This is a genomic window from Frankia sp. Mgl5, from assembly GCF_023242985.1.
In the GTDB taxonomy this organism is placed as follows: Bacteria; Actinomycetota; Actinomycetes; order Frankiales; family Frankiaceae; genus Parafrankia; species Parafrankia soli.
Genome location: NZ_JALKFY010000664.1, coordinates 1 through 12,444, shown reverse-complemented (window position 1 = coordinate 12,444; position 12,444 = coordinate 1). Strand labels below are relative to the sequence as shown.

The 12,444-nt window shown below is 72.7% G+C and carries 9 protein-coding genes and 1 pseudogene; 4 read left to right on the top strand and 6 right to left on the bottom strand.

Translation table 11 applies throughout. The annotated features are described in order from the left end of the window. Positions 1 to 59 precede the first annotated feature (59 nt). Positions 60 to 2,708, bottom strand: a complete 2,649-nt coding sequence (locus MXD62_RS22045) for an AfsR/SARP family transcriptional regulator (RefSeq protein ID WP_248831388.1) — start codon at positions 2,706 to 2,708, stop codon at positions 60 to 62. Between the two features lie 171 nt (positions 2,709 to 2,879). Between MXD62_RS22045 and MXD62_RS22040 the strand changes: the two genes are divergently transcribed. The 3 genes and pseudogenes from MXD62_RS22040 to MXD62_RS39310 all read left to right on the top strand — a co-directional run. Beyond that, positions 2,880 to 3,557, top strand: a complete 678-nt coding sequence (locus tag MXD62_RS22040) for a hypothetical protein (protein ID WP_248831387.1) — start codon at positions 2,880 to 2,882, stop codon at positions 3,555 to 3,557. Between the two features lie 4 nt (positions 3,558 to 3,561). Next, complete coding sequence (locus MXD62_RS22035; RefSeq protein WP_248831386.1) at positions 3,562 to 4,041, top strand: cupin domain-containing protein; 480 nt, start codon at positions 3,562 to 3,564, stop codon at positions 4,039 to 4,041. Between the two features lie 78 nt (positions 4,042 to 4,119). Next, positions 4,120 to 4,239, top strand: a pseudogene (locus MXD62_RS39310) (sigma factor-like helix-turn-helix DNA-binding protein); the annotation flags it as partial. Between the two features lie 11 nt (positions 4,240 to 4,250). Here MXD62_RS39310 and MXD62_RS22030 read toward each other — a convergent pair. From MXD62_RS22030 to MXD62_RS22010, 5 genes are all read right to left on the bottom strand, one after another. Further along, on the bottom strand, positions 4,251 to 7,115 hold the full coding sequence (locus MXD62_RS22030; RefSeq protein ID WP_248831385.1) for a polynucleotide kinase-phosphatase: 2,865 nt from the start codon (positions 7,113 to 7,115) through the stop codon (positions 4,251 to 4,253). Beyond that, the gene (locus tag MXD62_RS22025; RefSeq protein ID WP_248831384.1) at positions 7,112 to 8,734 is read right to left on the bottom strand and encodes a 3' terminal RNA ribose 2'-O-methyltransferase Hen1; all 1,623 of its coding nucleotides are present in this window, start codon (positions 8,732 to 8,734) and stop codon (positions 7,112 to 7,114) included. Before MXD62_RS22025 ends, MXD62_RS22030 begins: the two co-directional genes overlap by 4 nt. A gap of 274 nt (positions 8,735 to 9,008) precedes the next feature. Then, positions 9,009 to 9,608: a TetR family transcriptional regulator gene (locus MXD62_RS22020; protein ID WP_248831383.1), complete on the bottom strand. Its 600-nt coding sequence runs from the start codon at positions 9,606 to 9,608 to the stop codon at positions 9,009 to 9,011. Beyond that, positions 9,601 to 10,449: a fatty acid desaturase gene (locus MXD62_RS22015; protein WP_248831382.1), complete on the bottom strand. Its 849-nt coding sequence runs from the start codon at positions 10,447 to 10,449 to the stop codon at positions 9,601 to 9,603. The genes MXD62_RS22020 and MXD62_RS22015 overlap by 8 nt, the downstream gene beginning before the upstream one ends. After that, complete coding sequence (locus MXD62_RS22010) at positions 10,446 to 11,975, bottom strand: FAD-dependent oxidoreductase (protein ID WP_285224141.1); 1,530 nt, start codon at positions 11,973 to 11,975, stop codon at positions 10,446 to 10,448. Before MXD62_RS22010 ends, MXD62_RS22015 begins: the two co-directional genes overlap by 4 nt. Positions 11,976 to 12,009: 34 nt before the next feature. On the opposite strand from MXD62_RS22010, the gene MXD62_RS22005 reads away from it, so the two are divergent. Next, a complete protein-coding gene (locus MXD62_RS22005; protein WP_248831380.1) occupies positions 12,010 to 12,369 on the top strand; it encodes a hypothetical protein in 360 nt (119 codons plus the stop codon). The last annotated feature ends 75 nt before the right edge of the window (positions 12,370 to 12,444 follow it).

Sequence of the window (12,444 nt, the reverse complement as noted above, 5' to 3'; positions counted from 1 at the left end):
CCAGCCAACCGCCGACACGGAACGACCAGCTCAGTAGTTCCTACAAGATCTTGCCTCGATCAGGTTGACGGGTTCCGCCGGGCGATCAGCAGACCGGCTGGTTCATCGGTCGTCCCGGGTCGGGCCGCGCGCTGACCGGCGAGCACTTCGGCTGCCCGCTGGATGAGACGGCTCGCCGCTTCCGGCTCCCCGTAGCACGCGCGGACGGCCGCCGCGGTGAGCAGCCGGAAGCGGAGGTCCTGTTCGGTCGCGGGCAGCGCGGCCGCCGCGGCATCCAGATCGGCGATCAGGCCCGGCACGGGGACGTAGAACAGGGAGCTGTAGCCGCCGACCACGTCGCCGGCGCGGGTCAGGGTCGCGAGTCCCGCGCGGACGGTGTCGCCGTTCGCCGTGGCGATCCGGGCGGCCTCGGTGAGCACCTGCTGTGCCTCCGCGAAGTCGGCGGACCGACGCAGCGCCTCGCCGCGGATCACCATCAGGTCGACCAGCAGGTCAGGATGGTCCCCGGGGACGAGGTCGAGACCATGGCCGGCGAGCGTCGCCGCGTCCTCGAACGCGAACTGCGCGAGCGCGGCCCGCGCCGCGGTCACCTGCGCCTGTGCGGCGCGCAGGTCGGTATGTCCGGCCGCGGCGGTGCGGAGGTGGTGCGCGAGCACCGCGGCTGGCACCGACGCTCCCTGGTGGGCCACCAGGGCGTCGGCGACGAGGCCGGCCAGGCGGGCACGCTCGGCCGTTCCCATACCGAGCAGCACGGCCTCCCGGACGATGTCGTGGGTGAACCGCAGCCGGCCAGGGGCGGGCACGTCGGCCAGCCCGGCGGCGACGGCGATGTCCACCGCGTCGAGCGCGGCGGCCTGGGTCATGCCGGCGGCGGCTGTCACCACCGGCAACGCCGCCTCGCGGCCGACCACGGCGGCCGCCGCGAGGAGGGTCGTCATTGCGGCGGGCATCGCGGCCAACCTCGCGAGCACGGTGTCCCGCACCCCGGTCGGCAGCGTGCCGGCCGCCGCGGCCTGGTCGACAGAGGTGGTCGCCGCCAGTCGGGCGAGCTCGACGACGAAGAAGGGATTGCCGGCGGTGCGGTGGCGGACCGCCTCCGCCTGTTCGGGGGTGGGCGCCATCCCGCTCACGGCGCCGAAGAGCCGGCCGACGTCCGTCGGCGGGAGCCCGGCCAGCTCCACCCTGGTCAGGGCGGGGTGACGGGCGAGCACGCCGAGTAGCCGGCGGAGGGGCTCGCCGTCCTGCGGCGACTGGCCGCGCCCACCTGCTGGGACGGCGGCGCCGAGATCGCCGTCATCGGCGTGATCGCCTGGGATGGCCTTCCCGCCGCGCTCCGGGCGGAAGCTGCAGACCAGCAGCACAGGGACGTCCGTCAATTCGCCGGCGAGGATCTCCAGCATCGCGATCGAGGCCGGGTCGGCCCAGTGGAGGTCCTCGAGCAGCGCCAGCACCGGACCGGCGGAGGCGAGATCGGCCAGATGGCGGCCGATCGCCAGCGCGACCTCGAAACGGACCGGACCGTCACCGTCCCGGCCCGCACCGAACGCGCCCACCACTTCCGCCGGGAGGCCACGCAGCAGCTGCCGCCAGGGCCAGTAGACCGGGGCTCCGGAGACCTGCGTGCAGCGGCCCCAACGGACCTGCGCCGGTACCCGCCGGGCGAGTTCCTCCAGCAGCCTGGTCTTGCCGATGCCAGCCTCGCCGGACAGCAGGGCCACGCCGGTTACCTGCTCGGTGGCGGTCCGCTCCCACGCCTGTTCGAGGGCGGAGAGTTCCCGGTCTCGGCCAAGCAACGGCAGCCGGCCGCCGGCGGCCGCAGGGGCGGTCGCGGGGGCGGTCGCGGCTGCCGGCCTCGTGCCGGAAGCGGCGCCCGGCGAGCTGACCCAGGGGTATGCGGTGCGGGGGATGCCAGGGCGGGGGATGCCGGGGCGGATCAGCCCGGCATCCTGCCGCAGGATCGCGGTCTCCAGCTCCCGGAGCTCGGCCCCCGGCTCGAGACCCAGATCGCTCGCGAGGGTCTGCCGTGCCTGACGAAGCACGGTGAGCGCGTCGGCCTGCCGGCCGCTGCGGTACAGGGCGGTGGCGAGCTGGGCGTGTAGCCGCTCCCGTAACGGGTGCTGGCCCGTCAGGACGCGCAGCTCACCAATCACCGCATCGTGTTCGCCCAGGTCGAGCCGGACGGCGAGAAGGTCCGCCCGGACGGCCATCTGGTCCTCCGCCAGCTTCACCCGCGCCGCCTCGGCTGCCGCGTGGCCCTCCAGGTCGGCGAACGGCTCACCCCGCCAGAGGGCGAGAGCACGCTCCAGATGAGCGCGGGCGCCGCCCGGATCCCCACCGTCGAGGGCTCCCCTGGCCAGCGCCCGCAACTCGTCGAGGTGCCCGGTGTCGAGATCGGTGGGGGAGATCGCGAGGGCGTAGCCGGAGCCCCGGGTGACGAGCAGCCGGTACGGCGGGCTGACCTTCGGCTCCAGGACCCGGCGCAGCGCGGACAGGTGTGCCTGCAGCGTGGACCGCGCGGCGGGCGGTGGTTCACCCTGCCACAGCTCGTCGGCCAGCGCGTCCGCGGTGACGGTGACGCCGGGCCGTAGCAACAGGAGGGTGATCAGTTCCCGGCGCCGCCGCGGGCCGAGCTCCAGCGGGGAGCCGTCGCCGGCGGTGGCGATGGTCGGTCCGAGAACACCGAACCGCACGGGGGAGGAGCCGCTCACCGCTCCGATCGACCCTCCCCGATTCGCCACCGCCGGCCAGGCGCCAGCCAGGCGCCAGCCGGACGCAAGGCGCACGCAGGCCATTCACCGCCGAACGGCCAGCGTAGTCGGCAACAGTCGGCCCTGGCGAAGGGTGCGGCACGCGGCCGCCCCAGTCATGAAGGAGAAGCCATGTCCACACTGGAATCACAACCTCTCGCTGGCGCGCCGCGGGTGCCGCGCTCGGCGCGGCACCCGGAGGCCGCCGTGCCGGCGTGGTCGGATGACGCCACGCTGCGCCGGGTCCTGCTCGGTGCCGGCGGCGTCCTGTTCGCGCTGGGGAACCTGCTGCACCCGCTCGAGCACAACGAGGCGGCCGAGCAGGCGGCCACCTGGTCCGCTGCCCACCTGCTCTTCGGCATAGGCGGTGTGCTGGTCGCCGCGGGGCTGCCGCTTCTGGCGGGCCGCCTCGGGCCTGGCCGGCTGGCCCGGGCCGCCTACGCGCTGGTCTGGGTCGGGTTCGTGACGATGCCCGCGAACGCCTACATCGAGCTGTTCGTCGCACCGAACATCGACCACCACACCATGCACGAGATCGAATCCGACATGACGCTCGTCGCCCTACCGCTCGCTTTCGCGTTCATCATCGGAGTTCCGCTGCTCGGGATCGTCGGGTGGCGGGTCGGCGGGCTGTCCAGACCGGTGGCCGCGGGTCTCGTCATCGCCGGCGTGACTCTTCTCCTCGGGCCGGGCCTGCCCGTGACGGAAGGCTACTGGATCATCCCGGCTACCGTCATCGCCGGCCTCGCGCTGGCGGCCACCACCCTGCCGTGGAGCGACAACAACCGGCCGCGACGAGGCGGGAGCTGAACGGGTGGGCCCGTTCCACACCACTTCCGGCACCGCCCGGGGCGGACCGCGGACGGTCCTCCCGGGCAGACCGGCGCCCGTCCCGCTCGCCACCGCGGCGACGACCGGCGGCTCCTACGGGCTGCTCCGGATCCAGCTGCTGCCCGGCGACGAAGCGCCGTACCTCGTACACCATGGTGAGGATCGGTCGTTCGTCGTCCTCGACGGCCGGATGCGGGTCGACACCGCTTCACGCCGCCTCACCGCCGCCACCGGAGACCTCGTCTTCGTCCCCCGCGACCGGCCGCACCGGTGCCTCGCCCTGGACGGGCCGGCCGACGTGCTCATGCTGTTCACACCGGGTGGGGCCGAAGGGCTCTACCTCGCGCTCTGGCCGCCGGGGCACGACGCCGACCTCATCGTGCGGCTATCGGCCGAGTACAACGTCGACGTGCTCGCCCTGCCTGCCGAGGCGCCGGACGAATCGGACCATCACGACGGTTGATGTGCCTCCACATGCGGTCCGCCAGCAGCTGGTCAGCGCCGGATTCGATGCTGGCCCGGGATGCCCGGGGGCACTGACCTGAAGCTGGTCGGCGGGCTGAGCACCGAGCAGATCGCCCGGGCCTTCCTGGTGCCGACGCCCACGATGGCGGCTCGGATCACCCGGGCCAAGAAGGCGCTGCGAGGGGTACGCGGCGACGGCGGGGTCGTCTACAGCCGGGGGTCGACGGGCTCCGACTCCAGCGCGAGCACCGCGAAGACGCACTCGTGGACCCGCCAGAGGGGTTCGCCGGCCGCTGCGCGTTCCAGCGCTTCCAGCCCGAGGGCGTACTCCCGGAACGCCAGCGAGCGCTTGCGTCCCAGACCGCGGGAACGCAGCCGCTCCAGGTTCGCGGGCTCGGTGTAGTCGGGGCCGTAGATGATGCGGAGGTACTCCCGGCCACGCACCTTCACGCCGGCCTGGGCCAGACCGCGTTTCCCCTGGGCCAGCCCGGCCAGCGGTTTGACGACCATTCCCTCGCCGCCGGCGGCGGTCAGTGCCTCCCACCACTCGACCCCGGCGGCGGCCGAGGCCGGGTCGCCCGCGTCCACCCGGATTCGTTCCGTGGTGACGATGAGGTCCGGCTCGGCGGCCGCCAGCCGGTCGGCGACGCCGAGGTGCCAGAGATGGTCTCGTCCCACGTGGGTCGTGCCGGCCGGCCATGAACCGCCCCAACCCGGGCCGCTCGCGGCGTCCTGCGGCGCCGGTCCCGTCGCCAGCAGCATGAACGGCGCGAACCGGACTCCGTCGAGGCCGTCCACCGGCCAGCAGTAGCGCTGGTAGGCGGCGGTGAACGCGTCGGCGTTCGCGGCCCGTCCGCGGGTGCGGTCCAGCAGGTCACCGACGTCGACCCCGCGAGCCGACGCCTGGGTCAGCGCGTCGACGGCGACTGGCAGCGCGGCGCGGGCGGCCGCTCCGGCGGCGGCGTACTGCCGGCGGATGAGGTCCTGGGCCTTCGCGCTCCACGGCATGATCTCCGCGTCGAACACCGCCCAGCCGGCTCCCGTCTCTGCCCAGAGTCCGCTGGCGGTCATCGCGGCCCGCAGCCGGGCGAGCAGTGCTTCGGTGCGATCGCGGTCGAAGAACGGCCGGCCGGTCCGGGTGAACACCGCGCCGGTGGTGCCGTCGGTGGCGCCGAACCGGGCCGCCGCGACCGCCTCGTCCCGACAGACGACGGCGACTGCCCGGGAGCCCATGTGCTTCTGCTCGCACAGCAGGTCCTCGACGCCGTCCGCCCGGTAGGCCTCGAAGGCGTCCGCCGGATGTTCGAGCAGGCCAGGGAGCTTCGAGGTGGGCGGCGGACTCATCGTTGGTGGCAGGTGGACGAGCCAGCGCGGGTCGAGCGCGAAGCGGCTCATCACCTCCAGGGCGGCGAGGGCGTTCTCCTCCCGCACCTGCACCCTGCCCCCGTGCCTCGTCTCCACGATCCGCCGGCCGAGTACGTCGGTCACGTCCAGGATCTCCAGGCCCGTGCCCGCCGCGACCGCCGCGACCGTGTGCGCCGACGGCGCCCGCTCCGACGGTGACAGCAGCGGGAATGACGAGAGCAGCGCCTCGGCTGACGGCACCGCCTCGGCTGACACCAGTGATCCGGTTGCGGGCGGCGACCCGGTCGAGAGCGGCGGCTCGGCCGAGAGCGGCGACTCGGCCGGCGTCGGGCCCGTGGGGCCCGTGGGGCCCGTGGGGCCCGTGGGGCCCGTACCATCCCCGGCAATCGGGCGGATCGGCTCGAAGTAGACCTGCGCCGCCGGAACGGAGACCAGTTCCCGCTCGGGATACCGCAGTGCGGTCAGCCGTCCACCGAAGACGCAGCCGGTGTCGAGGCAGATCGTGTTGTTCACCCACTCGGGCTCGGGGACGGGCGTGTGACCGTAGGCCACCATCGCCTTGCCCCGGTAGTCCCGTGCCCACGGGTAGCGGACCGGTAGTCCGTACTCGTCGGTCTCACCTGTGGTGTCGCCGTAGAGCGCGAACGACCGCACCCGGCCCGACGCCCGTCCGTGGTACGCCTCTTTCAGCCCGGCGTGCGCGACGACCAGGCGGCCCTCGTCGAACACCAGGTGTGAGACCAGCCCGTCGCAGAACCGGTCGACCTCGGCGCGGAAGTCGTCGCTTTCCTCGCCGAGCTGCCTGAGCGATTCCGCGAGGCCGTGGCCGATGGTCACCTTCCTTCCGCGCATCGCCCGGACGAGCTTGTTCTCGTGATTGCCCGGGACGGCGAACGCCTCGCCCGCGGCGACCATCCCCATCGCCAGTCGCAGGACGCCGGGCGTGTCCGGGCCGCGGTCCACCAGGTCACCGACGAAGACCGCGCGCCGACCGTCCGGGTGGCTCGCGCCGACCGCCCGTCCCGCGTCGTCGTGGCGCAGGGCGTAGCCGAGCCTGGTCAGGAGCTGCTCGAGTTCGGCGCGGCAGCCGTGGACGTCGCCGATCACGTCGAACGGCCCGGCGACGTCGCGCCGGTCGGTCAGCAGCCGGGTGTACTCGATCGTCGCGGTGGCGATCTCCGCCTCCGAGCGCAGGACGTGGACCCGCCGGAACCCCTCGCGGGCCAGGCCGCGCAGCGAGCGCCGCAGCTCGGCCTGCTGCCGGCGGACGACATGCGGGCCGAAGGCACGGTCGGGTCGCGTCGCGTTGCGCGCCAGGCAGACCGACTCCGGCACGTCGAGGACGATCACGACCGGCAGCACGTCGTGCGACCTGGCCAGCTCGATCAGGGACGCGCGGGACGCGCGCTGGACGTTCGTCGCGTCGACGACCGTGAGCCGCCCGGCGGCGAGCCGCTTACCGGCGATGTAGTGCAGGACGTCGAACGCGTCGGGGGTCGCGGCCTGGTCGTTCTCGTCGTCCGCCACGAGCCCCCGGCAGGCGTCGGAGGACAGCACCTGCGTCGGGCGGAAATGCGTCCTGGCGAAGGTCGACTTCCCGGACCCGGTGACGCCGACGAGGACGACAAGGCAGACCTCGGGAATGGTCAGCGGCGCCTGCGGAAAGTCGGCCCCCGGCAGGGGACGGCCGCCTGTCGGTGTGGTCATCGGTCTTCCCTCGTCCCTGCTGGGTGCTCTCCGACCGTCCGGTGCTCTCCGACCGCGCGGTGTTCTCCCGCCGGCAACCGTTCGAGTACCACTAGTTGCGTGGGCTGACCGACCTCCGGATCGTCGATGCCGACTCCACCGAGCCTGGCCGTGTAGGGGTACCGGGCGACGAGGCCGCCGACCCAGGTGGCGAACTCGTCCCGCGTCCACTCGAAACGGTGGTCGCGGTGCCGCAGCGCACCGGGCGGCAGGCCCTCGTACCGGACGTTGTACTCGATGTTCGGCGTGGTGACGACCACCAGGCGGGGCTGCGCGTGGCCCAGCACCACCTCGGCGAGGGCGGGCAGCCGGGGCGGGTCGAGGTGCTCGACGACCTCGGAGAGCACGATCGCGTCCAGGCCGGTGAGGCGGCTGTCCCGGTAGGTCAGCGACGAGACGATCAGCCGTAGCCGGGCGCGGACCTGGTCGGGCATCCGCTCGATCCGCAGCCGCCGCGCGGCGAGTTCCAGTGCGCGGTGGGAGACGTCGACCGCGATGACCTCGGTGCAGGTCGGCTCGGCGAGCAGTCTCGCGACCAGCTTGCCGTCGCCGCACCCGACGTCGGCGACACGGTGCGCCTCCGAGGCGCGCAGCAACGTGAGGATCGCCCGCCGCCGCAACTCCGCCAACGACGGCGGCCGCGCCCCGCCGACTTCGCCGATTGTGCCCTCGACGCCCTCGACGCCCTCATCGGACGGGGGCGCGTCCGAGCTGCCGGTAGCCGTGGCGCCCGAGTCGGCGTCGTCCACCTCGGCCACTTCCACCTCGGTCGCGACCAGGCCGGGCTCGAAGCCGGTGCCGAGGCTGTCGGCCGCGAGGTCGTCGACTGCCGCGAGCTGGGTGAGCGCCGCGGTGGCCAGGGCTCGGCGGTGAGCGAGATAGCGCCTGGCGATCAGTTGTCGCTCCGGATGTCCCGGCAGCCAGCCGGCCCCCTCGCGGACGAGTTTGTCGATCTCGTCCCGTCCGACGTAGTAGTGCTTCGCGTCGTCGAGGACCGGCAGCAGGACGTAGACCTGGGTGAGCGCGTCGGCGAGCCGGAGAGTCCCGGTGAGCGTGACATCGTGGTGTGGTGCGTCGCCCCACTCCGGGAACCGCGGGTCCAGCGGGAGCGGGACCGCCGCGACCTGCCACCCCAACGGTTCGAACAGCCGCCTGGCGAGATCGGCGCCGCCGGCCCGGCAGGGCAGCGACGGCAGCCTGATCTCCAGCGGCAACGCGGTCGCGGCCAGCTCCGGCCGGGCCTTGCAGCGTCCCGCCATCGCCGTCGAGAACACCGCCGCCATCGCGACCGCGAGCAGACTGGACGCCGCGTACGACCGGTCGTCGACGTACTGGGCCGCGTCCGCCCCGCCCCCACCGCCGCGCCTGCCCGCGGTGTCTGCCTGCTTGCCACGCACCAGCCCGACGGGGTCGATCTCCAGCAACAGCGCCGCGGTGCAACGCTCTTCGGTCGCCTCCGGGTAGAAGACGTGCGCGCTGCCGGCGGCGGTATCGAACCGCTGCGCCTTGTCCGGATGCTTGTGGAGCAGGAACCCCAGATCGGTGGCGGGACGGTGGGTCGTCGACACGGCGAGGAGCACCTCGCGATTCTTCCGGACCCGAACCCCACCCGTCGCCCCGATTTCGCCGGACACGTCTTGGCCAGTTCGACCTGCGACGGCGGCGCCGGGCGCGACGACTGAAGCCGCCCCACGCCAGGCGGGTCCGACCTCACGACTGCACCTGCTTTGACAGGGCGAGGGGCCCGGCGCCGATGAGTTGCCCGGCGACCCAGCCGATCGGAGCGGCCAGCGTCGAGCAGGTGACCAGGCCGCTCGACCCGATCGTCCGACACGACCGGACCCATTCCGGGGTTTATCCAGGGGTGCTTCGTCGCAGCCGTGGAATTCTGTCGAAGTACACGGCGAGCTTCGCGGCCTGGTCGAAGAACTCCATCACTTTCGAGGAGTCCTCGTCGAGGTGGGCGAGCGTCTCCGCGCCGAGGTAGAACGCGACGGCCGCATTGGCGAGTACGGGCATGCGCACCAGGTTGGCGAACGGCTTGCCGCTCAGCAGCGTGGTGAGCACCTCGGCGGCCAGCGCCTCCCAGTGCCGGGTCTCCAGCGTCAGCTGGGTGGCCAGCCGCGACCCCGGCCGCGCTCCGGCATACAGCTCCTGGACCGCGGAGATGTGCCCGACCTCGGTGTCTTCGAGGTAGAGCCCGCGAAGTATCTCCACCGCGCGCCCGGCCCGGTCCACACCGGACAGTTCGTCCCGGTACCGCTGGGCGCGCGCCTCACAGGTGTGGGTAAGGGCTGCGACCAGGACGTCGTCCAGATCGGCGAAGTGGTAGTAGAGAACGCCGGGGGCGAATCCGCCGGCCTGAGCGATCGCCCGTGCGGTTGTGCCGGCATAACCGTGCCGCACGAGGCAGGCCAGGGTGGCGTCGAGGATCCGGCCGCGGGTGTCAGACAACGCGTATCGGCCGAACGCCGTTGGCGGCGAGGTAGCCCTCGAGTCGACGGGCGAGCGCCGCGAGATGGTGGCTGGGCACCTGGGGGTAGAGATGGTGTTCGAGATGGTAGGTGAGCTCTAGGAACACAGCGGGGATGATCCTCCCGCGCAGGGTCCGGGTCTGTGTCAGGGGTGTGTCGCCGTAGTCGTGGTGCGGCAGGTACACCGTCAGGAGCGGGTACACCCAGCTCCCGACGATCGCCATCAGCGCATATACCAGCACGGCCGAGGTGTACGGCCACACCAGGATGCCCCCCGCGAGCGCCCCGACGGGCGCGGCGGCTTCGGCGAGCAGCCAGCCGCGGTCGTGCCCCCGCAGGTAGGACCACCACCACAGTCGTGGCAGGAACACCGGGCCGTAGCCCACGGCGCCGAGCAGCGACAGCTCGGCGGGATGTCCCTCCGGATCATCGGGGTGCGGGAAGAGCTGGTGGTGGCGGGTGTGCGTGGCGCGGTAGGCGTGCCCGCTCTCGAGGAGGACGAGCCCCATGGCGAACAGTGCTCGATCGGTGGCCGGCCCGGACAGGCCGAGCGTGCCGTGCACCACGTCGTGGGTGACCGTGACGACCGCGACGAAGATGCCGAAGACGATCACCGGTGTGAGCCACCACCAGCCTGCCCACGCCGCCGCCGCGAAACACAGCACGCCGACGAACGGGCGGGCGAGCGCGATCCACCGCTGCCGGCGGGTGGTGACGAGCAGATCGGCACCCAGGTCGGCCAGTGCGGGAGGACCGGGAGGACCGGGCGGACGGGACGGGCTGAGCGGACCGGGCGGATGGGGCGGGTCCAGGGAGGTCATCGGTTGAATCCCCCCTCGCGCAGCATTCCCTCCGCGACGATGCGACTGCCCAGCACGCAGGCCACCGTGCCCAGACCCGGCCAGGTCGAGTCTCCGACCAACCAGAGCCCGGGGCCGCCGAGGTCGTGCGGAACGGCGTGCTGATTGGTGTTGCGAAGGTGCTGGCGGACGCCCCCGACGGCGCCGGCCGGGCGGAAGCCGAACCGTTCGTAGCTGCGCGGCGTGCCCGTCGCCGCGAACACCGCTCGCTCCCCCAACGACGGGTAGGCGCGGCGGGCACACCCGACGAGCAGCTCGCCGATCCATTTCTTGCGCTGCTCGTATTCGAGGTCGTCGAGTCCCACCCATTCGGACAGCTCGGTGTGGGTGGAGATCATGACGGCGCGGTGCCCCGGCGGCGCGCTGAGGGTGTCCCCGGGTTCGGAGACGGAAACGAACATGTTGTTTCCCTCGCCCAGCGGGCGATCGTACGACTGCAGGAACTGATGGTGCGTGAACTTCTGCCCACGCACCTCGTCCTCGGGTACTCCGAGGAAGACGACGCACGCGCCACCGAGCGCCTGCGCGTCGCGTTCCAGGTATGCCCGCAGCCGGTCGGCCACCGGGAGCCCGGCGCAGATCGCGGCAGTCGTGGCGGCGGGTACCGCGGCCACGATCCGGCGGGCACCGATCGCGCCTCGGCGAGTCGACACCCGGTAGGCGCCCGGCTCGCCGTCAATCCGCGAGACCGCACACCCGGTGCGCAGCCGGCCTCCCAACCCCCGGTAGTGCGTGACGAGCGCCCGCCAGAAGCCGTGCATCCCCCCGGCGTGTCGGCTCAGGCCGGCGCCCCGGATCGTCACGCCGAGCGCCGCGTTGATCAGCGGCGCGTCGTCGACGGTCGCGTGCACTGTGTCCTCGACGAGCATCGCCAGTAGTCCGACGAGAGCCGGGTCGTCGCGCAACTCGTAGCGGCGCAGTGCGTCCCCGAGCGTCCAGTTCAGATAGCGGGCGAGTGGGACGCCGGCCGGACCGAGCGCCCGCAGGTCGTGCAGCGCGTCCGCCGGCCGGCGTACCGGGAGGCGCACCCCTGACCGGCTCGCCCGCCAGAACGTCTGCGCCAACCGGTCGAGCAGGGACCACAGTCGCCGATGCCGGCCGGTGTCGCCGAGCATGCGCCGACGCTCGGCGTGCCACAGCGCCGGATCGCGGTGCAGCACGACCTCGCGATCGGGCAGGTGGGCCACGTAACCCGGTAACTCGCAGGCGTCCAACGGGTTCATTCCGACGCTCTGCAGCAACTCGAAGCCGACGCCGCCCGGCGCGAAGTCGACGAGCGTGGTGGCACCCACGTCGAAGGAGAATCCGCGCTTTCGGAAGTAGCCCGCGCAGCCGCCGGCATGGCCGTGCGCCTCGAGTACCACCGTCGACAGGCCGGCGGTCTGCAGCCGAAGCGCCGTCGCCATGCCGGCCGGACCACCACCGATCACCGCCACGTCGAATGACTCGGTTACTGTCGGCACGTCCTGAACATCTGTTCTGAACATTTGTTCAGAATGCGGCGAAGGGTCAGGTGAGTCAATGCATTCGGTCGTCTTGATCAAGAAATCGCGGGAGGCCCGCGCCTCGCGCGCGGACCGAGTCGACCTCAGGCGTCCCGCCTCGGCGGCGATACCACCGTTCGACCCGGCGGATCCGCTCTGGTGCGGTTCAGCTCGTCGCCGGCGCGGCGCGCGCTCCCTGGCTGCTACCCGGCTGGAGGCCACCGCCGACGTCTACATGGCCCGTGTACGCACTGCCTGGGGCGCGCAGCCACTGTTCGTCTTCGCTGGAGGCGGGCTCACCGCGCTCACCAACGTCAGGACCGCGCTGCTCATCGCGTCCACCCGAGCCCGGCGACATCCCGCGCACCCGGCGGCCCCGCTAACCTGCGCCGTCTGACCTAAATCCGCCAGTAGCTGGTGATGTTGAGGGTTTGTAGATCGCTGGAACGTGAGCGGGTGCCTGCCGTGCAGG